Origin of the sequence: Nocardiopsis sp. JB363 (assembly GCF_900143625.1) — a bacterium.
Classification (GTDB): Bacteria; Actinomycetota; Actinomycetes; order Streptosporangiales; family Streptosporangiaceae; genus Nocardiopsis.
In genome coordinates this window covers 17463-42416 of the sequence record NZ_FRFF01000071.1, presented here as the reverse complement: position 1 = coordinate 42416, position 24954 = coordinate 17463, and the positions used below count along the sequence as shown (strand labels likewise).

The window sequence follows — 24954 nt, the reverse complement described above, 5'->3', positions numbered from 1 at the left end:
GAACACGCCGACGCCCGGCTCCGTGAACAGGAGCCGGGCGTCGGCGTGAGAACGATCGAACCGCTGCTAGTGCGCGGTCTCCTCGTGCACGAACGCGGTGAGGCGTTCGAGCATGGTCGGGTCGGTGGTCGGCAGCACGCCGTGACCCAGGTTGAAGATGTGGCCCTCGGCGGCGCGTCCACGGGAGAGGATGTCGCGCGTACGGTCGGCGACCACCTCCCAAGGGGCGAACAGGGTCGCCGGGTCCAGGTTGCCCTGGAGGGCGAGGCCCGGCTGGACCCGCTGGGCGGCCTTGTCCAGCGGTACCCGCCAGTCCACGCCCACCACGTCGGCGCCGGATTCGCCGAGCAGACCGAGGAGCTCGCCGGTGCCCACACCGAAGTGGATACGCGGCACCTCGTACTCGCTGAGCTGGCCGAAGATCCAGGAGGTGTAGGGCATCACCAAGGCGCGGTAGTCCTCGGCGCTCAGCGCGCCGACCCAGGAGTCGAACAGCTGGACCGCGCTGGCCCCCGCCTCGATCTGGGTACGCAGGAAGCCGAGCGAGATGGAGGCCAGACGGCGCATGAGCTCGTCCCACAGCTCCGGCTCGCCGTACATGAGCGCCTTGGTGTGCTCGTGGTTCTTGGAGGGCCCGCCCTCGATGAGGTAGGAGGCCAACGTGAACGGCGCACCGGCGAACCCGACGAGCGGCTTGTCGCCGAGCTCGCCGACGATCTGGTCCACGGCCTCGGTGATGTAGTGGACGTCATCGGGTTCGATGTCGCGCAGTCGCTTGATGTCACCGGCGCCGCGGATCGGGTCCTCGACCACGGGGCCGACCCCGGGCTTGATGTCGAGGTCGATGCCGATGGCCTTGAGCGGGACGACGATGTCGCTGAAGAAGATCGCGGCGTCGACGTCGTACCGGCGCACCGGCTGCATCGTGATCTCGGTGACCATGTCCGGGCGCGTGCACGACTCCAGCATCGGCACGTCGCCCCGGACCTGTCGGTATTCGGGCAGGGAACGCCCGGCCTGGCGCATGTACCACACCGGGGTGTGGGACACAGGAAGGCGCCGGCAGGCACGAAGGAATGGAGAGTCTTGAAGCGTCACACCTTGAATCGTGCCATGCCCGTGGCGATGGTCCCACTCGGATCACCGGGTAGGACGAGGGGAGGCCGGCCACACCCTCCGTCGGCGGGACCGGAAACCCGACGGGCACCGAATCGGATTCGGTCGTGAACCGGCGCGGTTGGCGTGTTCGCGGTCCCAAGATCATCACGAAACCCCGACACGCCGGGGGATCTGCGACCCCCCACCGGTGACTCGTGCCACCGTCGACCAGTGCCCACCATCACACCATCGGCGGGACACGTCCCGAAGACCCCGCCAGGACGTGATCACCACAATATGAAGGCTGACGTTTTCACCATGCCCGATGTCGGTAACGCCGAGAACGCACAAGACACGTTCCGGCGAGCGGTCGAGGCCCTGCGGTCCCCTCTGCTGCGCCCCGAGATCGCCGTCCGGGAGATCCCCTCGCCTCAGCGGTTGGCGCCGCACTCCGCCGCCGTCTCGGCCGAGGTCACCGTCCAGGACGAGGAGATCGCCTGGGGACGCCTGATCGTCCTGTACGACCCCGAGAACACCCGCGATTGGCCCGGACCCTTCCGGGTCGTGTGCCAGGCCAACTCCGAACTGGAGTCGGAGATCGCCACCGATCCCCTACTCGGTCCGGTGGCCTGGAGCTGGCTCACCGACGCCCTGGAGGTCAGCGAGGCCACGCATCACACGTTGAGCGGGACGGTCACTCGGGCCACGACGGAGGGGTTCGGCACCAAAGCGCACGAGGGCGCGAACACCGAGGTCGAGATGCGCGCCTCGTGGACCCCCGAGGCGAACGATCTGGCGCCCCATGTGAACGCGTGGCTGGCTCTGTTGGCCTCCGCTTCCGGTTTGCCGCCCTTGGACGTCACCGACATCGCCCGCCAACGTTCACGCCCCTGACCGCCCTTCGGAGGCACCCCGCACCACCGGCGTTCTCCCTGTTCACAGCCCACGAACGGCGTGGCCGGGTCACCGTACGGCCACCTTCGAGGAAGACCCCTCGAACACGAAGCCGGCACAGTTCCACGGCCGCCACGGGACGCTTCATATCCGCGTCCGGTAGTCACAGCGCATACCGTAGTGGTGTGGCGAACGCGTTGAACTCCAAGACAGACTCCCGCGAAACCGACAACGACGAATCGGAGAGGGCGCCTCTGCTGCGGGAACCACGCGAGGGCCTGCCCGAGATCACGGCGGACGCCGATTCCCTCGCGGGTGTGGTCGCGGCGCTCCGCGCCGGTTCCGGTCCCGTCGCGGTGGACGCCGAGCGTGCCTCCGGTTACCGATACGGCCAGCGCGCCTACCTGGTCCAGTTGCGCCGTGAGGGCTCCGGTTCGGCCTTGATCGATCCGATCGCCTGTCCCGACCTGAGCGAGATCGACTCCGCGATGGACGAGGCCGAGGTGGTGCTGCACGCCGCCCACCAGGACCTGCCGTGTCTGACCGAGGTGAACCTGCGCCCCTCCCGGTTGTTCGACACCGAACTGGCCGGGCGGCTGCTCGGGTACCAGCGGGTCGGCCTGGGGTTCATGGTGGAGCGGCTGCTGAACCTGCGTCTGGCCAAGGAACACTCCGCGGTGGACTGGTCGCAGCGACCGCTCCCCGAGGACTGGCTGCGGTACGCCGCGCTGGACGTGGAGATCCTCATCGAGCTTCGGGACAGCCTGGAGAGCGAACTGGAGGAGACCGGAAAACTGGAGTGGGCCCGGGAGGAGTTCGACTCGGTCCTGGCCGCACCGCCCAAGGAACCGCGCCCCGACCCCTGGCGGCGCACCTCCGGTATCCACAAGGTCCGCAACCAGCGTTCCCTCGCCGCGGTGCGCGAGCTCTGGTACGAGCGCGACCGCATCGCCCAGGAACGCGACACCTCCCCGGGTCGGGTGCTTCCCGACGCGGCGATCGTGGAGGCCGCGACGGCCATGCCGCGCACCACCCCCGAACTGACCAAGATCCGCCAGTTCGGCATCAAGCTCGCCAGGCGCTACCTGAACACTTGGATCAAGGCGATCAACCGGACGCGGGACATGGCCCAGGCCGACCTTCCACGCCCCAACGCCCCGGGGGACGGGCCGCCCCCGGTGAACCGGTGGGCCGATCGCGCGCCCGACGCCGCCCGACGCCTCGACACGGTCCGCTCCACCGTGACGAGGATCGCGGAGGAAGTGGTGATGCCGACGGAGAACCTCCTGCTGCCGGACAGCGTCAGAAGGTTGGCGTGGGCACCCCCGGAGACCGTGGACCCGGACTCGGTGGGTGAGTTCCTGCGCTCGCGCGGGGCTCGGAACTGGCAAGTCGGGCTGACGGCGGAGGCTCTGACCGACGCACTGCGCGAAGCGGAAAAGGCGTAGCGATTCCCCCATCGGGGCGCATCGAACCCTAACGTGAGGGAAGTCACCACCCCTCAAGGGCGGTTCATGCCTGTTCCGTAGCCCGGTGTCCGATTAAGTTATAGAAGCGTGCCCCGGATCGTCAGGGGATCGTTATCTGTTCGTTGGGTGTGTATCGGACCGTGGACCCACAAGGTCCCGGTACGTGATCAGGGAAATGTGGTGAGTCCGCTTGTCGTTCTGGCGTGTGTTGCTGCACAGGGCCGGGTTGACGCGTTCTGCCGAGGTCCAGCCGACCAAGGCCGTCCAGCCCACTTCCACGGACCGCACGGAGCATCCCGAGGAACGTGCCGCGGACTCCGAGGTTCGTTCGACCCCGGTGCCCGAGCAGATCTCGGCGACGGCCGTCATCGCGCCCGTCAAGGCCTTGGCCGCCGCGCTGCCCAGGCGGCCCGAACGGTCCGCACTTCCCGAGCGGCCCGAACGACCCGAGCTGCCTGCCGGGTCCGGCGCGGGAACGACCTCCGTGCAGGACACCGGTCGGAAGGACATCGCCCCCACGACGAGGGCGGCCTCCGTGAAGAGCTCGGGCTCCGGTCCGGGCGTTCCCACCGCCGGGATGCGCGCCGCGAGCCTGGAGCGCACCCTGCAGTCACTGGTGGAGCGACTCGGCACCGAGCACCCCGACACCATCACCGCCCGCAACAACCTCGCGACCAAGTACGCACAGATGGGGCGGCGTCAGGCAGCCGTGCAGCAGTTCGAGCTGGCGTTGGCCGAGGCCGTCGCGGTCTACGACGAGGAGCACCCGCGCAGCGAGATCATCCGGGAGAACCTGGCCTGGGCGTACGAGGACGCCGGTCGTCCCGCCGACGCCGCCGGTCAGTGGGAGACCCTGCTCAGCCAGCGCGAGAGCCAGTTCGGCCCGGCCGACGAGGACACGGTGGAGGCGCGTATGCGCCTGGCCGCGTGCTACCGGCGCAGTGGTCGGGTGGACGCCGCCGTGGCCCACTACGAGCGGGCCATCGAGGACGTCGCCTCCACCAAGCGCCGTGAGGAGCTGCGTCTGGGTCTGAGCGCCGCGCAGAGCATGGCCGGCCGCTACGAGGAGGCCGTCACCCAGCTGCGCATGGTGCTGGCCGCCCGCAGGCGCCGGCTGGGCAAGGGCCACCTGGACACGCTGGCCGTGCACCACCGACTGGGTCGCTCCCACACACAGGCGGGCCGCCCCGACCATGCCGTCGAGGTGCTGCGCGAGGCCTACCGGGTGGCGCTCAACTCCTCCGGTGACCCGGAGGTGCGCCGGTTGACGGTGCGTCTGCGCCGTGACCTGGCCGGGGCCTACAACGCGGCGGGACGTCACCGCGACGCCAACGCTCTGCTCTGAGCACCGACAGTCGCACACCGACAGGCACACGGGGCCGGGGATCCTTCGGGGTCCCCGGCCCTCGGTGTTCTCGGTGCGACGGGCCGGACCCGGGGCGCCACGTGCGAAAACCACTCGCGTGCCCGGAGCCTGGCCGGCAGTATCCGTTGGTCGCCCCCATCGACCACGCCATACCCGTCGACCGCATCGAACGACCGGAGAACGCCATGCTCGAACTCAGCGACGGGGAGATCCGCTCCTCGTTCGTCAACTGCCCCAAGGGCGAGACCAAGCGCATGCACTATCCGCCGACCATGCCCGTCCTGGGCTGGGAGGACACGGACTTCCTGGGGTGGGTCGACCCGAAGGCGCCCAACCGCGCCTATCTCGTGATCGACGCCGGCGAGCACCCGATCGGGGTCGCCCTGCGTCTGCCCAACAGTGGCCGCAAGACCGACTTCTCCAAGTCGATGACGTGCTCGTTCTGCGTGACCGTGCACCCGGCCGGTGGCGTGCGCCTGTTCAGTGCCCCCAAACCCGGCAAGGCCGGCAGGCAGGGCGACACCGTGGGGCTGTACGTGTGCGCCGACCTGGCCTGCTCGCTGTACGCGCGGGGCAAGCGGGAGTCCTCGTTGATCCAGCCCGCGGAGACGATCGGCCGGGAGGAACGGATCCAGCGCCTGCGCCTCAACGTCGACCGTTTCGTATCCCGCTTCCTCGACGGGCAGGGCTGAGATCGGGCGGGTTCTCCCACCCGGGACGGGACTCCGACCGGTAGGTCCGAGCGACGCGGCGTGTTCGAGGTCGGGATCGGCCGCGCACACTCCAGGCTTGGTGTCGGAGGACGGAATCCACGCTCCTCGCACCGCGTTGTCCATTGCGCCCACGAACACCGGGGGTCGGGCGCTCTCCTTACTTCCGGAATGACCCGCCCCGCTGCTCGCACTATTTGTTACTGGCGAGTAGCATGACCTCAACAGTCCACCCCATCGCTTGAAGAAGGAGGGGCCATCGTGCCGCGAACCGCCCGCGAAGTCGTGTTCGTCGACGGGGTCCGCACCCCGTTCGGCAAATCAGGCAAGGGCCTCTACGCGGAGACGCGCGCCGACGACCTCGTCGTCCGCGTCATCCGCGAACTGATGCGCCGCAACCCGGGCCTCCCCCCGGAGCGCGTCGACGAGGTCGCCATCGCCGCCACCACCCAGATCGGTGACCAGGGCCTGACCCTCGGCCGTACCGCCGCCCTGCTGGCCGGTCTGCCCCGCAGCGTCCCCGGCTACTCCATCGACCGCATGTGCGCCGGCGCGCTCACCGCCGTCACGACCTCCGGAGCGGGCATCTCCTTCGGTGCCTACGACGTCGTGATCGCCGGTGGTGTCGAGCACATGGGCCGCCACCCCATGGGCGAGGGCGTCGACCCCAACCCCCGCATCATCTCCGAGAAGCTGGTCGACCCGTCCGCGCTGGTCATGGGCAACACCGCCGAGAACCTGCACGACCGGTACCCGTCCATCACCAAGGAGCGCGCCGACGCCTACGCGGTGCGCAGCCAGGAGAAGGTCGCCAAGGCCTACGCCGACGGCAAGATCCAGGACGACCTGGTCGAGATGCTGGTCCGCTCCGCGGAGAAGGGCTTCGGCCTGGCCACCGAGGACGAGCCGCCGCGCCCCGGCACCACCATGGAGACGCTGGCCGCCCTCAAGACCCCGTTCCGCGCGCACGGCAACGTGACGCCCGGCAACGCCGCCGGCCTCAACGACGGTGCCACCGGTGCCCTCATGATGGCCGAGGACGTCGCCGAGGAGCTGGGCCTGGACGCCAAGATGCGCATGGTCGACTTCTCCTTCGCCGGTGTCGAGCCCGAGGTCATGGGCGTGGGCCCCGTCCCCGCCACCGAGAAGCTGTTCGCCCGCCGGGGCATCTCGATCGACGACATCGGTCTCATCGAGATCAACGAGGCCTTCGCCGTCCAGGTGCTGGCCTTCCTCGAACACTTCGGCGTCGCCGACGACGACGCCCGCGTCAACCCGTGGGGCGGCGCCATCGCCCTCGGTCACCCGCTGGCCTCCTCCGGTGTGCGCCTGATGATGCAGCTCGCGCGCCAGTTCGCCGAGCGCCCCGACGTCCGTTACGGCATCACCACCATGTGCGTGGGCCTGGGCATGGGCGGGACCATCCTTTGGGAGAACACCAACTACGAGGGGGGCAAGTGAGCACCGCGATCGAAGAATCCCGGAAACTGTTCAAGGACGAGATCGTCACCAAGGCGCTCTCCCGTGACATCGAGCTCCCCTACGGGGCCGGCAAGGCCGTCCTGATCACCCTGGACAACGGGCACGACCACACCAAGCCGAACACCTTCGGCCCCGGCGGTCTGCTCAGCCTGGACGCCGCGATCGAGGCCGCCAAGGCGCGCACCGACATCGTCGCGGTCGCCGTCACCGGCAAGCAGTTCATCTTCGCCGTCGGCGCCGACCTCACCGGTGTCCCCGCGATCCAGACCCTGGAGCAGGCCAAGGCCATCGGCAAGCTCGGGCACGACGTGTTCCGCAAGCTCGGTGAGCTGGACGTACCGACCTTCGCGCTGATCAACGGCGCGGCCATGGGCGGCGGCGTCGAGGTGGGCCTGCACTGCACCTACCGCACCATCTCCTCCGGCGTACCGGCCTTCTCCCTGCCCGAGACCTTCCTCGGACTCGTCCCGGGCTGGGGCGGCACCTACCTGCTGCCCAACCTGATCGGTGCCGAGAAGGCCCTCAAGATCATCATCGACAACCCGCTCGCCCAGAACAAGGTCATCAAGGGCAAGCAGGTCTTCGAGATGGGCATCGCCGACGCGATCTTCGAGCCCGCCGACTTCGTCGAGGAGTCCCTGCGCTGGGCCGCCCGGGTCCTCAAGGGCGACGTCCAGGTGGAGCGCCCCGAGGTCGACAAGGGCGAGGCCTGGGACAACGCGGTCAACATGAGCCGTTTCGTCGTCGAGGGCAAGCTGCACGGCGCCGCCCCGGCCCCGGCCCGCGCCGTCGAGCTGGTCGCCGCCGCCAAGACCGCCACTCGTGACGAGGGCTTCGCGGCCGAGGACCAGGCGCTCGCCGACCTCATCATGAGCCCCGAGCTCAAGGCCGGCCTGTACGCCTTCGACCTGGTCCAGAAGCGCGCCAAGCGTCCCGCCGGCGCCCCGGACAAGTCGCTGGCGCGCAAGGTCACCAAGGTCGGTGTCGTCGGCGCCGGTCTGATGGCCGGCCAGCTGGCCCTGCTGTTCGCCCGCCGCCTGGACGTTCCGGTCGTCATGACCGACCTGGACCAGGACCGCTTGGACAAGGGCGTGGCCTACGTCCACGGCGAGGTCGACAAGCTCCTGAAGAAGGGGCGCGTCAACCAGGACAAGGCCAACCACCTCAAGGCCCTGGTCACCGGTTCGCTGACCAAGGACGCCTTCTCGGACGCCGACTTCGTCATCGAGGCCGTCTTCGAGAAGATGGAGATCAAGAAGCAGGTCTTCGCCGAGGTCGAGGCCGTGGTCTCCCCCGAGGCGATTCTGGCCACCAACACCTCCTCGCTCTCGATCACCGAGATGGCGTCCGAGCTCGAACACCCCGAGCGGGTCGTGGGCTTCCACTTCTTCAACCCGGTCGCCGTCCTCCCGCTGCTGGAGATCGTCCGCGGCGAGAAGACCGACGACGCTTCCCTGGCCACGGCCTTCGCCGTCTCCAAGAAGCTGAAGAAGACGTCGGTGCTGTGCAAGGACGCCCCGGCGTTCGTCGTCAACCGCCTGCTCACCCTGTTCATGGGCGAGGTTCTGGCGGCCGTGGGCGAGGGCACCGAGCCCGAGATCGCCGACCGCGCGGTCGCTCCGCTGGGTCTGCCGATGTCGCCGCTGATGCTGCTGCAGCTGGTCGGCCCGGCCGTCGGTCTGCACGTCGCGGAGACCCTCAACGGAGCGTTCCCCGAGCGCTTCGCGGTCTCCCCGCAGCTGAAGGCCGTGGTCGAGGCCGGCAAGTCGGAGATCTTCGCTCCGGACTTCACCATCGACACCGAGGTGAAGGAGCTCCTCAAGGGCGGCGAGAACCCGTCCGAGGAGCCGGAGATCCTGGACCGGGCCCTGCGCGCCCTGGCCAAGGAGATCCAGATCATGCTGGACGAGGGCGTGGTGGCCGAGGCCGCCGACATCGACCTGTGCCTGATCACGGGCGCCGGTTGGCCCTTCCACACCGGTGGCATCACCCCGTACCTGGACAAGGTCGGCGTGTCCACCGCGGTCAACGGCAAGCCCTTCCACGAGGGCGCCCCGCAGGCCGTCTGAGGTCTCACCAGCAGTGCCCGAACGGGCCCGGTCTCCACACGGAGACCGGGCCCGTTCCATGTCTTTCATGGCATTATTCTTGAACCATTCCCAAAACGACTTATCCCCACATTCGCATTACTCGCACATACCCATAAGCAACTCTCGGACCTCCGGGTTTCACCCTCAAGCCCGTGGTCTTGGGCCCCGATCGCATTCCGGCGATCACCGATCCGACAGAGGTCGGACGTTTCCCGACTTTGGGCGTTTTGTCCGCTGCGGCGCATGGGCCGGCCGACCCTGACGTGATCCGGGCTCTCCACAAGGGTCTGGATTCGATCGACCAGGAAATGGCGACGAAGTATGTTGGATACGCTCTGCACCTGCTCACCGACAGCAACGGCCAGAGGGCTCTGGAGGAGCTGATGATGACGGACACGTACGAATACACGAGCGCCTGGACTGAAAGCCTCAAGGCCGAGGGCGAGGCGAAGGGCGAAGCGAAGGGCGCGGCGAGGACACTCCTCCGTGTGCTGGAACGCGACGGGGTCGAGGTCGCGGAGCAGGCACGCCAACGCATTCTCGACTGCACCGACCCGGGGCAGATCGAAGCCTGGGCCGACAAGGTCTTCGGTGGTCCCATCACCCACATCGACGAGCTCTTCGACGAGTGAATCCCCGCGTCCGGGGCGCCAGGTCGTTCCCTTGCCGAGAGCGGCCAGGAGGGTGGGCGGTGGACATTCTTCAGCCGACCCTCCGCGTTACTCTTGGCGTTGCTGCTCGGGGCTGAGGGGATGCCCCGTCACCATCATCACTCAGGTAACCCCACTCCTTCTTTCTTGACCGATCGTTCTCGAAAGAGATAGCCTCTCCACCATGGCGAGAACCAAGGAGTTCGATCCGGACACCGCACTACTCCGCGCGATGGAACTTTTCTGGCGCAAGGGCTATGAGGCCACGTCCATGGCCGACCTGGTGGCGCACGTGGGCGTGAGCCGGGCCGGCCTGTACAGCACCTTCGGCGACAAGCACGCGCTCTATGTACGGGCGTACGACCGCTATCTGGAAGAGGGGGTCGACTTCGTCGGCGAACTCTCCCAACCCGGCCCCGTGCTGCCGGTGATCCGGTCGCTGCTGACCAGGTACGCGGAGGAGTCGGCGACCGACTCCGACCGTCGCGGCTGCCTCGTGGTGAACACGGCCGTGGAACTGTCCCCGCACGACACCGTCCTGGCACGCCGGGTCGAGGCCAACTGGAGCCTTGTGGAGACGGCCCTGTTCTCTGCACTCACCAGAGCCCGCGCCCAGGGTGAGCTATCGCAGGGCCGCGACCCCCGCGCACTGGCGCGCCTGCTACTCGTGACCCTCCAAGGGATGCGGGTCGTCGGCAAGAGCAGTGATGACCCCGCCCGCCTGCGCGACGCGGCCACGGAGATACTGACCCTCCTGAGCTAGCCCCTCGAACTCACGCTCCACCCCCGCACACGCCCGGGACCGGGCCCCAGGCATGGGGGCGACTTCTGTTCAAATTCAAGAATGATCATTCTCAAAAGAGGGATCGCCCCTTGTCTCATCTCCCGCCCCCACCCGCTTCGGCCGGGGAACAACGCTCCTCCACTCCCCGCATTGCCTTCGCCCTCCTGGGAACGGTTCAGGTCACGCTCATCGCCGGGATCACGGTGCTCGTCGTGGCCCTGCCGCAGGTTCGGCTGGCACTCGGCCTCACGAACAGCGAACTCGCCCTGGTCACCAGCGCCTATGGGGTCTCGTTCGCGGGACTGCTCCTGCTCGGCGGTCGTCTCGCCGACCTGTACGGAGGCCGCCTCCTCCTGGTGACCGGACTCGTACTGTTCGCAGTGGCGTCCGCGGGCTGCGCCGTGGCGCCGACCGCGTACACCCTGGTAGCGGCGCGGTTCGCCCAGGGAGTCGGGGCCGCGTTGGCCTCACCCGCCGCCATGGCGCTGGTCTCCTCTGTCGTCACCGAACCCGCCTTGCGTGTCCGTGCCTTGGCTCTGTGGGGGGTGCTCTCCGGGACCGGGGCCACCTTGGGCGCTCTGCTCTCCGGGTTGTTCGCCCACAACGAGTCTTGGAGAGGGATTTTCGCCGTCCTCGTGGCAGTGGCCCTCCTCTGCCTGGTCGGCACCTTCCGGTTCGTACCCGCGCCGCCACCCGTCGGGGCCGGGCGCCTGGACATACCCGGCGCGGTCCTGGGCACCACAGGGCTGACCGCGACCGGTTACGGCATCATCGAGGTCGCGCCGGTCGCTCTCGCGGTCGGGGCGGTGTCCCTGGTCGCTTTCGTGCTCGTCCAAGCCCGTTCCTCGCAGCCGCTGGTGCCACTGGGACTCCTGGCCACTCGACCACGTGCCGTGGCCCTGGGTTCCATCGTGCTTGCGTCGGCGGCCATGGCCGGCGGGTTCTTCTTCCTGTCCCTGTACTTCCAGGACGAACGGGGCGCGTCCGCCCTGGCCACGGCGTCGCTGTTCCTACTGTTCGGTCTGGCGCTCACCGCGACCGGCCTCCTGGCCGGACGCCTTGTCTCTCGGTACGACGTGCGGCCCGTTCTCACCGCCGGTCTCGTCATCGGCGCCGCCGGGCTGCTTCTGCTGGCCCCGCTGGGCACGACGGTGCTCGCGGGTCTGGTCGTGATGCCGGTCGGAGTGGGGCTGGTCTTCTCCTCGGCCACCGTCCTGGCCGCACGCGACTCCCCCGCCCGTCTGTCCGGCGTGGTGGCGGCCGTGGCGACCACGGCCATGGAGGTCGGTCCCACGGTCGGTTTCGCCCTCCTGGTGGCGCTCGCCTCCGCGGCGGGCGGCTACGGACCCGCCCTGACCGGCGCCGCGCTCCTCTTCCTCCTCCTGACACCCGCCGCACTGACCCTGCGCCGGACCACCCGGACACCCCTTCGGGAAACCTCATCCGACCAGTAGACGCACCCTCCAAGGAGCCCAGTCATGACCTCCCGATTCCACCAGCGCGTAGTCCTCGTCATCGGGGCCGGTTCCGGCATCGGCCGGGCCACCGCACTCGCCTTCGCCAGAGAGGGTGCCACCGTGGTCGCGGCCGGCCGCGACAAGGACCGCCTCGCCGGAACCGTCGAACAAATCCGCTTGGTCGGAGGCACCGCCGACCACTTCGTCACCGACCTCACCCGAGAGGAACAGGTCGAGGAGCTGGTCGCCAACGTCGTACGGCGCCATGGCGCACTGCACGTGGCCCACAACAACGCCGGGACTTTCGGGCCGGCCGCGCCCGTGGCGGACATGGATCCCGACGAGTGGCGTCGGACGCTGGAGACCAACCTCACCGGCACCTTCCTGGCGCTCAAGTACGAGGTCTCCCACATGCGCGAGCACGGGGGTGGCGCCATCGTCAACACCAGTTCCAACATCGGGGCCCATCTGCGCCTGCCCCACCTGGCCGCTTACGCCGCTTCCAAGGCCGGTCTCAGCACCCTGACCAGGGTCGCCGCGCGCGACCACATCGCTGACGGGGTGCGGATCAACGCGGTCAGCCCGGGCCCGGTGGACGCGCCCATGTCGCGCCAACCCGGCGAGAGCGATGAGGAGCGGACCGCCCGCCTGGGGCCGAGCATCCCCCTCGGCCGGATCGCCTTCCTGAACGAGGTGGTCTCCGCGGTCCTGTGGCTCGCCTCGGACGACGCGGGCTTCACCGTGGGGTCCGACCTGGTCATCGACGGCGGCGCCAGCGCATAGCCCACACAGGTGTGCCCGGCTCCGGGGCGGGGCCGGGCACGAACATGAGGTGACCGGTGACCGGTGACCGGATGCGGTCAGATCCCCGCGGGGATCTGTTCACGCTCCTTGTGTTCCGGCCCCTCGCCCTTGCCCCCCGTTCCCTCCTCCTTGACGGAGGGGCGGGCCTCGTCCTGGTCGTCGCCGCCCTCGGAGATACCGATGCGGTCGTGCAGCCAACGCAGCGGGCGGGGCAGCCACCAGTTCCAGTCGCCGAGCAGGCGCATGGTGGCGGGCACCATGATCGCTCGCACCAGGGTGGCGTCCACCAGGACCGCGATCGCCAGGCCCACACCGATGACCTTCAGGAAGAGCAGGCCGGAGGTCCCCATCGCCAGCAGGACCACACCCAGCAGCAGGGCGGCGCTGGTGATGATGCGTCCGGTGCGTTGCAGGCCCAGCGCCACCGAGGCGGTGTTGTCGCCGCCGCGCAGGTACTCCTCACGCACCCGGCTGAGCAGGAACAGCTCGTAGTCCATCGCCAGCCCGAAGGCCACGATGGTGACCAGCACCAGATAGGTGGGGTCGATGGTGCCGACCGCCTCGAAGCCCAGCAGGGCCGAGAAGTGCCCTTCCTGGAAACCCCAGATCACCACGCCCAGTGAGGCGCTCAAGGACAGCGCGCCCATGAGCACCGCCTTGATCGGCAGCACGATCGACCCGAAGGCCAGGAACAGCAGGAACAGCGTGGATCCGACGATGAACGCGATCGTGGTGGGCGCGTTGTCGACGATGGCGTCGAGGTTGTCCAACTGCATGGCGGCCACGCCGCCCACCAGGGCCTCGTCGGCGCCCTCCGGGGCCGGTTCGGCGCGCACGTCCTCCACGAGTGCCTGGACCTCGGGCGCGTCGGTGGCTCCCTGGTAGCCCACCTCGATGTGGACGACGCCCTCTCCGGCACGTTCCACTGTGGTGCGCACCGAACCCGGCAGGGCGTCCAGTCGGTCGACGTACTCGTCGAGGTCCTCCTCGGTGGGCTCTCCCGTCACGACCACGTGCAGTCGGCCGACCTGACCGGCCGGGAAGTCCTCCCCCATGGCCTCGGTCGCGATCCGGGAGTGGGCGTCGGCGGGCAGGTAGCGCTGGTCGGTGGTGCCCAGGTCGGTCGAGGCCAGCCCGGAGCCGAAGGCGACCAGGACGCAGCCGACCGCGACCAGCGAGACGGCGGGGCCGCGCATGATGGTGCGGGCCAGACGGGCCCAGGCCCCGGCGTTCTCGTCGAGGGTCCCGGTGACGGTGCGGCGCGGCAGCGGCAGCTTCATCCGGTCGATCCGGTGCCCCACCACGGACAGCAGGGCGGGCAGGAAGACGAGGGCCGCGACGAGGTCGAAGGCGACGACGGCGATCCCGCCCCACCCGATGGACTGCAGGATGGGTTGGGGGAAGAAGAGCAGCCCGGCGAAGGCGATGCCGACGGTGACGCCGGAGAAGGCGACGGTGCGCCCTGAGGTGTCCACGGTGCGCCGGACGGCGTCGCGTACGTCGCGGCCCTTGTTCAGTTCCTCGCGGAAGCGGCTGACCATGAACAGGCCGTAGTCGATCGCCAGCCCCAGCCCGAGGAGGGTGGCCACGTTGATGGCGAAGACGGAGACCTCCGTGACGTGGGTGAGGGCCCGCAGCACGGTGAGGGAACCGAGGATGGCCAGGCCACCGACGGCGAGGGGCATCAAACCCGCGACGAGGCCGCCGAAGATCACGACCAGGAGGAGCAGCAGCACGGGCAGGGTGAACAGTTCGGCGCGGACGATGTCACTCTCGGCGGTCTCGGAGAGCTCGTGTTCGACCGCGATGGGGCCGCCCAGGTGGGTTTCGAGGGGACCGGCCTCAAGCGCGGCGGACGCCTCCTCGTACTGGTCGAGTCGTTCCTCGTGGGTCCGGCCGGTGAGGGTGATCGGTATGTACGTGGCGTGCATGTCCTCGGACACGAGCATGCCGCGTTCGATATCGGCGAGGTCCTCGTCGAGGTAGAGGTCGTGGTCGGCGACGACGTCCTCGGGCAGGCCGTCCGAGACGCGCTGCACGGCTTGGGCGAAGGTGGGGTTGTCGACCTTGATCTCGTCGCTGCGGTACATCGCGATGATGTCGATGTCGGCGTGGCCCAGTTCGTCTTCGAGGACCTCCATGGCCTGGGAGGACTCCGATCCCGGATCCTCGAAGCCGCTCTCGCTGACGTCCTGGAAGACCCCGAGACCCCAGACGACGGAGAGCACCGCGAAGAGGCCGGTGACGGCGATCACCCACCATCTCCCGCGGTGGGCTCCGAGCCCCAGCCGGCCGAAGAACCCCGTTTTCGTCGACATTGCCGCCCCTCCGCGCGAACATGAGTCATGTTCGTTAACAGTGTTTGCTAACGGTGTTCACTTAAGCGTGCGCCCGTTACGATGTCAATATCGTCGACGTGAACAGAGCGACGCCGGCGAACCGGCGTCGAGACGGGGTGGACCACTGAACATGACGAAACCGCCGGTCACGAGCGAGCCTCGACCCGAGGCCGTACTCAGTCGTCGCGATCGTGTGCGCGAGGCCACACTCACCGAGATCAAGTCGATCGCGCGGCGACACCTCGTGGAGCACGGTGTCGCCGGGGTCTCCCTGCGCGCCATCGCCCGTGAGATGGGCATGACCGCACCGGGGCTGTACCGCTACGTGCCGGGCATCGACGCACTGTTGGTGGCGATCACCGCCGACATGTTCGAGGAGTTGGCCGACACCGTCGCCGCCGCCGACGCGTCGGCCCCGCCCCAGGACACCGATCTGCGCCTGCACAGTGCGCTTCGAGCACTGCGGTCCTGGGCCATCACCCACCCCGCCGAGTTCTCCGTGATGTTCGGGCCGAGCACTCGACTCGACCCGGAGGCCGACATCTCCCCCGCCCTGGAGGCGGCCAGGCGCTTCGCGTCCACCTTCTTCGCCCTGTGCGATCGCCTGCTCCAGGAGAAGGACATCCCGCTGCCCGCGGACGAGGAGATCGGGCCCGAGCTCACCGCCGAACTGCGTTCCTTCGCCGACACCGTGGGGTTGTCCGCGCACGTCATGCAGACAGGGGCGGCCCTGATGCTCACCCGGTGCTGGATCCGCATCTACGGCGTGGTGTGCATGGAGGTGTTCCAGCACCTGGGATTCGCCGTCAACGACATGGAACCTTTCTTCGAGGCCGAGCTTCAGAACCTGATGACCGGCCTCGGTGTCCGGTATCTCCCCGTCGAGCACATGGGGAGGCCCGTCACGGGCACCGCCGGTTGACCCATACTGGAGGCTTGGGGCAGTTGTCCGTTTCGTGGGTACGAAACGGACATGCCCTTTCCCTGTCGGCGCGATGACGAGGATGGCCCCGTGGAAAACCGAACCGGAGACGAGGCTCCCGGGGAGAACCTCCCTCGGCCCGACCGGCACGGCACCCACCCCGGAGACGCTCCGGGACCGGAGCCGATGTCCCGCGCGCCCGAGGCCCCACGGGCCCCGGAGGGCGCGCACGCTCCAGGCGCCCCGCAGGATCCGCGTGGAACTCCACAGGGCGCACCGCCGCGAGGGCCCGTGGCCCCTCCGGCCTCGTGGGCGGCTCAGGCGGCTCCGAACCCGCACCCGCCACAGGGTCCGGGCGCCACCCACGCGCACGCCCCTGGCGCACCACAGGCCCCTGGAACCGCACGGGCGCCGTGGCCCCCGCAAGCGTTCCCCGGGACTCCCCCGCCGGCGGCCTGGGCACACGGCGGCCCCGGAGGCCCCGGCCCGCAGGGACCACCGTGGTATCCGCATTGGGGGCCACCGACGTGGTACCCGCCGCCTCGGCGTCCGGACCGGGGCAAGGGCGTGCTCATCGCTGCCTTCGCCGCCGCTTCGATGGCACTGGTCGCCCTCATCGCCGGCGTGGTGGTCGTGGTCAACACACCACAGCAGCAGTCCTCCCCCGGGGGAACCGATCTGTCCGCCCTTCGGGACCGGGAACTGCTCGCCCGGCCGGCGCCCGCCGAGATCGACCTGATCGACCACCCGCTGTACGACATGACCACGCCACCGCCGATCGACTGCGACCTGCCCGACCTGGACGTCGAATCCGACGAATCCTGGGAGGGGTTCTCACGGGAGGCCGGGAACTGTCTGGACGAGCTGTGGGCACCGGTCATGGAAGAACTCCGGCTCGTCCCCGCCCTGCCCGACGTCACCGTCATCGGCGAGGGCCTGGACAGCGACACGGAGGACGCCTTCACCCTGGCCTACTACGAGAGCGACGTCAGCACCATCACCGTGATCCTGCCCAACGTGCGCGAGGTGTCGGAGTTCATCCCCGCGGACGAACGCGAGGTCGTGTGGCTGGCCCTGATGGGCCACGAATACGCCCACCACGTCCAGAACTCCACCGGAATCCTGCGGGTCTCCCACGACCTGCGCCGCAGCGCGGGCAACGCGGCCGACGAACTCGACACGCTGCGCCGTACCGAACTACAGGCCGAATGCATGGCCGGGATCGCGCTGCGCGGCATGGTCGATCCCGGAAGTGACGCCCTCGACGTCGTCAACCGGCACTTCAACGACGGCGGCGATCTGGACACCCACGGCAGCGCCGCCAGCCGCACACTGTGGCTGGAGGCGGGTTGGGAGGGGGAGACCGTGAACGGTTGCAACACCTACGGCGCCGAACCGCACCAGGTCGGTTAGGGGATGCTCCACGGAACACTCCCCCGGAGAACCCCTCAGCCGCGGCCCAACGCCTTGCGGTAGGCCTCCCAACCACCGAGTTTGACCCGTGGCCCCCGGTCGAGCTCGGCGGCGAGCCCCGCCTCCGCCTCGTCGATGCGCAGCCAACCCTGGTAGTCGCTGGCGGTCAGCCCCCGCTCCGCGAGGAGCTCGACCAGACCCACCGGTTCGGGCACCCCGGCGCGCAGGGCGTCGGCGTCGGCCAGCAGGGAACGCACGGTCGCGGCGGCGTCGGACTTGTTGGTACCGATCACCCCGGTGGGGCCGCGTTTGATCCACCCGGCGACGTAGTCGCCCGGCACTCTGCTCCCCCCACCGTTCAACACCCGTCCCTCTTCCTGGGGGACGGTGCGTACGCGCTCGTCGAAGGGCACCCCGGCCAAGGGCACGCCCGCGTAGCCGACCGAACGCAGCACCATGCCCACGTCCAGGGTCGAGTGCTCCCCGGTGTCCACCAGCCGTTCCCGGTCGTCCAGACGGGTGTGCTCCACCCGCAGCGCCTCCACCCCGTCCGTGCCCAGGACTCGCTCGGGGCGGGTCCAGAAATGGAACTCGATCCGGCGCGGACGCCCCTGGGGCGCGCGCTCGGCCTGTTCGCGCAGCAGCTTGAGGTTGGTGCGGGAGGCCTTGGCGACCTCGCGTAGCCCCGGCCGGTCGGCGCCCACATCGGCGAGGTCGATGTCGACCTGGTCCGGACGCACGACCACGTCCACGTCCGGCAGCTTCATCAGATCGCGCAGCTCGGGTGCGGTGAACTTGGCCTGGAGGGGTCCGCGTCGGGCGAGTACGTGCACGGTACGGACCCGGCTCCGGGACAGCACGTCCAAGACGGGCTGGGGGATGTCGGTGTGGCGGAGTTCGTCCGCGGTCTTGACCAGGATGCGGGCCACGTCCAGGGCGACGTTGCCCGCCCCGACCACGGCGACCTCCTCGGCGTCCAGGACGAAGCGTTCGAGATCGCTGTCGGGGTGGCCGCAGTACCAGTTGACGAAGTCGGTGGCGGCCACGCTTCCGGGCAGGTCCTCGCCGGGGATCCCCATGCGCCGGTCCACACTGGCGCCGGTGGCGTACACCACGGCGTGGTGGGAGCGGGCCAGGTCCTCACGGGTCAGGTCGGATCCGAACTCGACCCCGCCGACGAAGGTCACGTGGGGATGCTCCAGGATCCCGCGCAGCGCCCTGGCCACACCCTTGATCTTGGTGTGGTCGGGGGCGACGCCGTGGCGGACCAGTCCGTAGGGGGTGTGCAGTCGGTCGAGGACGTCCACACGGACGGGGACCCCACGTTGACGGGTGAGCGCGTCGGCGGTGTAGATACCGGCGGGGCCAGAGCCGATCACGGCCACCCTGAGCGGGGCGGCCTCCTCCGGTTCGGGCGATTCGAGGTTCTGCTCGGGTTCGGAAGAGGTCATGGCCCCATTCTGGCAGCACCGAAGCTTCCATCCGATGCTGCCAGAGCCCGAGGTCAGGCGGTTTCGTCGGCCAATTCGCGGGCGTCGCCCGCGCCCTCGCCGCGACGGGAGACCGTCTCGGTGAGCTTGCGGGACAGCTCCTGCGGGGTCAGGCCCTGCTGCTGGAGGATCCGGTCGCGCTTGGCGTGGTCCAGGAACTCCTGCTCGATGCCGAAGGTGCGCACGGGCACGTCCACCTCGTGGTCGCGCAGCAGACGGGCCACGGCGTCGCCGACGGCGCCGGTGCGGCCGTTGTCCTCCACCACGGCGACCACGGAGTGCGCGGCGGCCTCCGCCACCAAGGCCTCGTCCAGGGGCTTGACCCAGCGCGGGTCGATGACGGTGACGCCGATGCCCTGGTCGGCCATGCGGTCGGCGACCTCACAGGCGACCTGGGCCATGGTGCCCACGCCCACGATGAGCAGGTCCTTGGAGTGGCCGCCGTCGGTGGCCCGGCGCAGCAGGTCCATGGAACCGACCTTGCCGATCTCGGGCAGTTCCTCGGCGACGGCGCCCTTGGGGTAACGCACGACGGTGGGAGCGTCCTCCACGGCCACGGCCTCGCGCAGCAGCGTGCGCAGGCGGGTGGCGTCGCGCGGAGCGGCCAGGCGCAGCCCGGGCACGACCTGGAGGATGGACATGTCCCACATGCCGTTGTGGCTGGCCCCGTCGTTGCCGGTGACTCCGGCGCGGTCCAGACAGAAGGTGACGCCCTGACGGTGCAGGGCGGCGTCCATGAGCACCTGGTCGAAGCAGCGGTTGAGGAAGGTCGCGTAGACGGCGACCACCGGGTGCAGCCCGTTCATCGCCATGCCGGTGGCGGAAGTGGCGGCGTGCTGTTCGGCGATGCCGACGTCGAAGATCCGGTCGGGGTAGGCGTCGGCGAACTTGTTGAGGCCGGTGGGGTGGAGCATCGCGGCGGTGATGCCGACGATGTCCTCACGCTCGGCGCCCAGTTCGACCATGGTCTCGGCGAAGACGCCGGTCCACTTCTCCACCTTGGGCCCGGGCTTGGACTTGCCGGTGTCGATGTCGAAGGGGCCGGGGGCGTGGAACTGGTCCTCGTCGTGGTTCTCGGCGGGGGCGTAGCCCTTGCCCTTCTGGGTGAGGACGTGGACGATCACCGGCCCGCCGAAGTCGCGGGCGCGGCGCAGCGACTTCTCCAGGCTCTGTTCGTCGTGGCCGTCGATGGGGCCGAGGTACTTCAGGCCCAGGTCCTCGAACATCATCTGCGGCTGGATGGTGTCCTTGAGGCCCTTCTTGAGGCCGTGGAGGGCCTCGTAGATGGGCTGGCCGACCACCGGGGTGCGGTGGAGGGTGGTCTTGGCGAGGTCGAGGGCCTGTTCGTAGCCGGGGGCCATGCGCAGCGAGGCCAAGTGGTCGGCGATACCGCCCGTGGTGGGCGAATACGAGCGGCCGTTGTCGTTGACGACGATGACCAGGCGGCGGTTCTTCTTCTCCGCGATGTTGTTGAGAGCCTCCCAGGACATTCCACCGGTGAGCGCGCCGTCACCGATGACGGCGACGACGGTCCGGTCGGTGCGGCCCTGGACCTCGTTGGCCTTGGCCATGCCGTCGGCGTAGGAGAGGGCGGTGGAGGCGTGGGAGTTCTCGATGAAGTCGTGCTCGGACTCGGCACGAGAGGGGTAGCCCGACAGCCCGCCCTCGGACTTGAGGTTCGTGAAGTCGTGCCGGCCGGTGAGGACCTTGTGCGTGTAGGCCTGGTGGCCGGTGTCGAAGAGGATGGGGTCGCTCGGCGAGTCGAACACCCTGTGCAGGGCGATGCTCAGCTCGACGACGCCCAGGCTGGGGCCCAGGTGCCCACCGGTCTCCGAGCACGACCGGATCAAGAACTCCCGGATCTCCCGGGCCAGCACAGGGAGCTGATCGGCCGAAAGCCTCTTGAGCGCTTCCGGATTCTGTATCGACTCGAACAGTGTCACTGTCTCGTCAGTCCCCTCGTCCCGCGTGTCCGCTTACGTTTGCCAGAAGCGTCCCCGGTCTCGGGGCGGCCTTGGCTACCGGCAGGTATACATACCCGAGTTTATGGGCCCTCGTCCATGGGTTCCGCCGGGTACCCCGAAGTCGGGGATCCAACACCACCCGTGGGGAGCACGGCGGTACCTCTCGTGAGACGTCACGAAGGGATCCACCGTCACACCGGTTCCGGCGTGAAGTCTCCCTCGCGTGAACGCGGGGGCTTCCTGCTCAAGGTCGGTCATGCCGTTGCCTTTCGCTTCGGTTGACGCTTCAACGCCCCGCCCAACGGCTGGAGGGCTCCACGTCCTGCCACGCCGCTTCCCGGCGCGGTTGGCTTCGCTGCTTGGAGAGCGGCGAAGTGGGTGTTCTTCGCGGCGTTGGTGTCAGCGTTTCCGACCCATCCACAGGTGGGGTTGGTGCAGGCGAAGACCGCTTGGCTCTTACGGTTCCTCGCATCCACGAACCCGCACATGTGGCACCTCTGGGAAGTGCCAGGGGCAGGAACAACGACCACACGGCCGCCGCGTTCGGTGGTCTTATACGTGAGTTGGGTGTGCAACTGGTGCCATGCCTCGCCCTGGATGGACCGGTTCAGCCCGGCCTTCTGACGGACCTGCTCGCCGGGGGTCTCAGCGGTTCCGCGTGCGGAGCGGACCATCCCGGCGATGTTCAGGTCCTCCAACCCGATCAGGCTGTAGACGCTGGCGAGGGTGTGGGTGGTCTTGTGCTGCCAGTCCGCGCGCCTCCGGGTGAGACGAGCACGAAGGCCGTGGATTTTGTCGTAGGTGGCCTTCAACCGGTTCGACGTCGAGTCACCAGGTTTATGGGAACGGCGTTGCCGTGCGGCCTGGCGCTCCAACCTGACCAAACGCTCCGACTGCTTGGGGTTGGACCACTGCGGGTGGGTGTAGTCGGTTCCGTCCGACAGCGCCAACGGCACCACGACACCCCGATCAATGCCCACGGTCGGCCCGGTGTGAGGGGCGGGGTCGTCTTGTTCCCAGTGGGCGCGGAGCACGATGTGCCACCCGTTGGCCTCCCGCACCACACGCGCTCCGGTGACCTTGCCGGGGATGGGGCGATGGGCTCGGAACCGCACCACACCGACCTTGGGAACCTTCACAATAGACCAGCGGCCGGACAGCCGGGTGATGTTCAAGTCTCGACCTTGGGGGAGGTCCACGGTCATCTTCGACCGGACTCGGGACTTGAACCGAGGTGTTTCAGCCCGGCCTTCCCAGCAGTTCACCCACGCGCGGTGGTACTGCCTCAACACCTGCTGAGCAGCCTGCGCGGGAAGACCCGCCAGCCAAGGGATGTCTTTGCGTGCCTGCCGGATGGCTTTGTCGGCGAGGGTGAGGCTGGGGCGGCGCGAACGGCCTCCCCATGTCCACCAGTCGTGCAGCAGGTTCCACATGGCACGGGCGGCGTGCCCCTGCGTTTGGAGGGCTTCGGCTTGTTCGGGGGTCGGGTACAGGCGGAACTTGATGCCGCGCTGGATCTCCACACCAACCCCCTTGTTCAATCTGACCATGAACAGCCTACCGAATACCATACTGACTATGAACATTGAAGGGTGGGCCACCACCCAACAGGCTGCCGATCTCCTTGGCGTCGAGCGAGAGTCCGTGTACATCTACGTCCGACGCCTCAAAGACTTCCCACAGCCGACCAAAATCGGCCGCACCTTGCTGTTCGACCGGCAAGCACTGCTGGATTGGCGTAAGGACCACCCCGCCCGAGGCAAACGCGATTCACCCCCGGCCTGAAGAGCACGGCCCTCTCGCGGACATTCGGTAGATTACTCGGTTTCGCCACCGTCTTTACCCCGGAACTCCGAGAACGGGCGTGCCGGGGCCACGGGTGCCGAGGCTATCCGAGTGCGGCCTGCGCGAGAAGTCCCACGGCGGAGACGGACACCACGGTGAGCAGGACGGCGCGCATCCGGGCCGGGTTCACTCTGCGACGCAGCCGGTTCCCGATGAAGAAGCCGAGGCCGATGAAGGGGATCACGGAGAGGCCGACGGCGGTGGTCCGGGTGTCGATCTGGCCGCCCACGACCAGGGCGGCCAGGGAGAACAACCCACCGAACAGGAAGAACACGGCCAGGGTGGCGCGGACCTTCTCCGGCGGCTCGTTCTGGTAGACCAGGGCCATCGGAGGGCCGCCCACGGAGGTGGCGGTGCTCGTGAAACCCGAGAGCGTTCCCGCGACGACCAGCGAGAACGGGGTGACATGGACCTTGAAGGAACGCACGGTCAGTGCGACGGCCACCAGCACCATCACCCCGACGAACGCCGCCAGGGCCCGGGGTTCGAGCCCGGCCACGACCCAAACGGCGATCAGGGTGCCCGGAACGCGGGCCGGAAGTCCCCACGCCATACCGCGCCAGTCCACCTGACGCCACTCCTGCAGGAGGGTGAGCACCGGAAGGACGCTCGCGCTGATCAGGAGGGTTCCCGGCATCAGCGTGGGGTCGAGGAAGGAGATGACGGGGGCGGCGACCAGGCCGAGGCCTAGCCCGACCATGCTCTGGACGGCGGCCCCGACCAGGACCGCGGTCGCTGTGAGGAGGAGGAAGACCCACGGGTCGATCTGGCCGAACAGTCCGTGAGCGGTGGGTGTGAGGAATTCAGCGAGCATCAAGGGAAGAAGCTATATCCCCCCTCACCCGGTCGGATTCAGGTGGTAGGAAGATGGGATGAAAAGTCGGTGGTGCGCCGGATCCCGTCCACGTACTCCAGCGCACGTTCGGGATGCAGGAACCAGTCGATCAGCCCGGTGGGGTCGCTGAAGGAGTCGGCGAACCGGTCGGCGGTGGGCCGGTGCCGTTCGGCCAACCGGTACAGCTCCCACACGTGGGGCGGCCCGGACAGCATCACCCGGCTCCAGGCGGTCACCTGTCGGGCGCTGCGCCAATAGGTATCGAAGGCCCCGCGCATGAACGCCTCGTCGAAGGGGCGGCCACCGTGGTCGACGATGGCACGCCGGTACACGTCGGCGCACAGCGACGCCATGTTGGCGCCCTGGGCGGTGATGGGGTCGTTGGAGACCACGGAGTCGGCCATCCCCCAAACGAGCGTCCCTCCCGGCATCCGGACCACGGGTTCACGGACCACCGGGACGTAGCCGCCGTACAGGGCTGCCCTGGGGTCGGCCAGGCGGGCGCTGGAGAAGCGTTCGTACTCCCAGGGCGCGTACCGGCGCATCACGTCCAGCAGCCCGGCGAGCACGACGTCTCCGGTGGCACCCCGGGGCAGGGGGCGATCCAGCGGACCGCCCGGTACCGCCTCCACCATCACGGCGTGGCAGGGGCCGTTCAGCGACAAGGTGGGCAGGGTGAAGACCTCCCCCGCTTCGGGGACCACGGTGCGCGCGAGGACTCCCCCGGCCGGGTGTTCCTCGCCCCCGCTCACGTAGGCCAGTGCCAGGCGCCGCTGAGGTTCCTCGAAGTGGAAGCGCCGCGTGTCGCGGGGGAAGATCTCGGCGAGCCCGCCCCGGCCCGCGGCGACCACCACGAGGTCGTATTCGGTGCCGAGCGCCTCCATCTCCGCCCGGCTGACCCGGTGGCGCAGGAAGCGACCACCGCCCTGGACGAACAGCTCCAACCAGGTCGCGAGCTTGAGCCGTTGGTCGACCGACCGGGCGGGTTCGGTCAGACGCCCCACCCAGTCCACGTCGGGGACACCCCCGCCCCGCCGCGCGGCCACCCGCACTCCGACACCGTTGACCTCGGGCGCCTCGTCATCCCAGAAGGCGAGTCCGTGGCGGCGTTCCCGGCGCAGCGCGGGTCCGAACAGACACTGCGTGGACATCACGCCACCCGCCCTGACCTCGTCGGGGCCCCTGGGGTCGACCAGGGTCACGTCGTAGTCCTCCGAGAGCAGGCCGAGGGCCAACTGGAGCCCGGACTGTCCGGCACCGACGACGAGGATCTTGCGCATGTGTCTCCTTCGCACCCGTGCGCCGGAGAGGCCACGGGGCAGAGTGGTCTCCAAGCCCAGGA

Annotated in this window: 20 protein-coding genes; 13 read left to right on the top strand and 7 right to left on the bottom strand. The window is 69.0% G+C overall.

Annotation, left to right across the window (positions count from 1 at the left end):
- Positions 1-66 precede the first annotated feature (66 nt).
- The gene (hemE, locus tag BQ8420_RS10760; protein ID WP_235006062.1) at positions 67-1035 is read right to left on the bottom strand and encodes a uroporphyrinogen decarboxylase; all 969 of its coding nucleotides are present in this window, start codon (positions 1033-1035) and stop codon (positions 67-69) included.
- A 381-nt stretch (positions 1036-1416) separates the two neighbouring features.
- Between hemE and BQ8420_RS10755 the strand changes: the two genes are divergently transcribed.
- From BQ8420_RS10755 to BQ8420_RS10710, 10 genes are all read left to right on the top strand, one after another.
- Positions 1417-1992, top strand: a complete 576-nt coding sequence (locus BQ8420_RS10755; RefSeq protein ID WP_087097941.1) for a DUF3000 domain-containing protein — start codon at positions 1417-1419, stop codon at positions 1990-1992.
- A 185-nt stretch (positions 1993-2177) separates the two neighbouring features.
- A complete protein-coding gene (locus BQ8420_RS10750; RefSeq protein WP_235006059.1) occupies positions 2178-3440 on the top strand; it encodes a ribonuclease D in 1263 nt (420 codons plus the stop codon).
- Positions 3441-3651: 211 nt separating this feature from the next.
- Positions 3652-4806 (top strand): tetratricopeptide repeat protein, encoded by a 1155-nt coding sequence (locus BQ8420_RS10745; protein WP_200815885.1) that lies wholly within the window; start codon positions 3652-3654, stop codon positions 4804-4806.
- Positions 4807-4907: 101 nt separating this feature from the next.
- On the top strand, positions 4908-5519 hold the full coding sequence (locus BQ8420_RS10740) for an FBP domain-containing protein (protein ID WP_235006057.1): 612 nt from the start codon (positions 4908-4910) through the stop codon (positions 5517-5519).
- Between the two features lie 279 nt (positions 5520-5798).
- A complete protein-coding gene (locus BQ8420_RS10735; RefSeq protein ID WP_087097915.1) occupies positions 5799-6998 on the top strand; it encodes an acetyl-CoA C-acyltransferase in 1200 nt (399 codons plus the stop codon).
- Positions 6995-9088: a 3-hydroxyacyl-CoA dehydrogenase NAD-binding domain-containing protein gene (locus tag BQ8420_RS10730; protein ID WP_087097913.1), complete on the top strand. Its 2094-nt coding sequence runs from the start codon at positions 6995-6997 to the stop codon at positions 9086-9088. The genes BQ8420_RS10735 and BQ8420_RS10730 overlap by 4 nt, the downstream gene beginning before the upstream one ends.
- 173 nt (positions 9089-9261) lie before the next feature.
- On the top strand, positions 9262-9741 hold the full coding sequence (locus BQ8420_RS10725) for a hypothetical protein (RefSeq protein WP_369825496.1): 480 nt from the start codon (positions 9262-9264) through the stop codon (positions 9739-9741).
- Positions 9742-9943: 202 nt separating this feature from the next.
- The gene (locus BQ8420_RS10720; protein ID WP_087097911.1) at positions 9944-10522 is read left to right on the top strand and encodes a TetR/AcrR family transcriptional regulator; all 579 of its coding nucleotides are present in this window, start codon (positions 9944-9946) and stop codon (positions 10520-10522) included.
- Positions 10523-10632: 110 nt separating this feature from the next.
- Positions 10633-11997, top strand: a complete 1365-nt coding sequence (locus tag BQ8420_RS10715) for an MFS transporter (protein ID WP_087097909.1) — start codon at positions 10633-10635, stop codon at positions 11995-11997.
- Positions 11998-12021: 24 nt separating this feature from the next.
- The gene (locus BQ8420_RS10710) at positions 12022-12783 is read left to right on the top strand and encodes an SDR family NAD(P)-dependent oxidoreductase (RefSeq protein ID WP_087097907.1); all 762 of its coding nucleotides are present in this window, start codon (positions 12022-12024) and stop codon (positions 12781-12783) included.
- Between the two features lie 77 nt (positions 12784-12860).
- Here the strand turns inward: BQ8420_RS10710 and BQ8420_RS10705 are convergent, their stop codons facing one another.
- The gene (locus tag BQ8420_RS10705) at positions 12861-15122 is read right to left on the bottom strand and encodes an MMPL family transporter (protein ID WP_087097905.1); all 2262 of its coding nucleotides are present in this window, start codon (positions 15120-15122) and stop codon (positions 12861-12863) included.
- 151 nt (positions 15123-15273) lie between these two features.
- On the opposite strand from BQ8420_RS10705, the gene BQ8420_RS10700 reads away from it, so the two are divergent.
- Positions 15274-16065 (top strand): TetR/AcrR family transcriptional regulator, encoded by a 792-nt coding sequence (locus BQ8420_RS10700; protein WP_087097903.1) that lies wholly within the window; start codon positions 15274-15276, stop codon positions 16063-16065.
- Between the two features lie 567 nt (positions 16066-16632).
- Positions 16633-17478, top strand: a complete 846-nt coding sequence (locus tag BQ8420_RS32670) for a neutral zinc metallopeptidase (protein ID WP_235006055.1) — start codon at positions 16633-16635, stop codon at positions 17476-17478.
- Between the two features lie 35 nt (positions 17479-17513).
- Here the strand turns inward: BQ8420_RS32670 and BQ8420_RS10690 are convergent, their stop codons facing one another.
- The 3 genes from BQ8420_RS10690 to BQ8420_RS10680 form a co-directional block, all read right to left on the bottom strand.
- The gene (locus BQ8420_RS10690) at positions 17514-18929 is read right to left on the bottom strand and encodes an FAD-dependent oxidoreductase (protein WP_087097899.1); all 1416 of its coding nucleotides are present in this window, start codon (positions 18927-18929) and stop codon (positions 17514-17516) included.
- 53 nt (positions 18930-18982) lie between these two features.
- Positions 18983-20911 (bottom strand): 1-deoxy-D-xylulose-5-phosphate synthase, encoded by a 1929-nt coding sequence (dxs, locus tag BQ8420_RS10685; RefSeq protein ID WP_087097897.1) that lies wholly within the window; start codon positions 20909-20911, stop codon positions 18983-18985.
- Positions 20912-21186: 275 nt separating this feature from the next.
- The gene (locus tag BQ8420_RS10680) at positions 21187-22455 is read right to left on the bottom strand and encodes an RNA-guided endonuclease TnpB family protein (RefSeq protein ID WP_200815883.1); all 1269 of its coding nucleotides are present in this window, start codon (positions 22453-22455) and stop codon (positions 21187-21189) included.
- Positions 22456-22510: 55 nt separating this feature from the next.
- On the opposite strand from BQ8420_RS10680, the gene BQ8420_RS10675 reads away from it, so the two are divergent.
- Entirely contained in the window at positions 22511-22717 is a 207-nt protein-coding gene (locus BQ8420_RS10675) for a helix-turn-helix domain-containing protein (protein WP_087097933.1), read from the top strand.
- A 103-nt stretch (positions 22718-22820) separates the two neighbouring features.
- Here the strand turns inward: BQ8420_RS10675 and BQ8420_RS10670 are convergent, their stop codons facing one another.
- Both BQ8420_RS10670 and BQ8420_RS10665 read right to left on the bottom strand, forming a co-directional pair.
- Complete coding sequence (locus tag BQ8420_RS10670; protein WP_087097893.1) at positions 22821-23591, bottom strand: sulfite exporter TauE/SafE family protein; 771 nt, start codon at positions 23589-23591, stop codon at positions 22821-22823.
- Positions 23592-23629: 38 nt separating this feature from the next.
- Positions 23630-24892, bottom strand: a complete 1263-nt coding sequence (locus tag BQ8420_RS10665; protein WP_087097891.1) for a styrene monooxygenase/indole monooxygenase family protein — start codon at positions 24890-24892, stop codon at positions 23630-23632.
- Between the last annotated feature and the right edge of the window lie 62 nt (positions 24893-24954).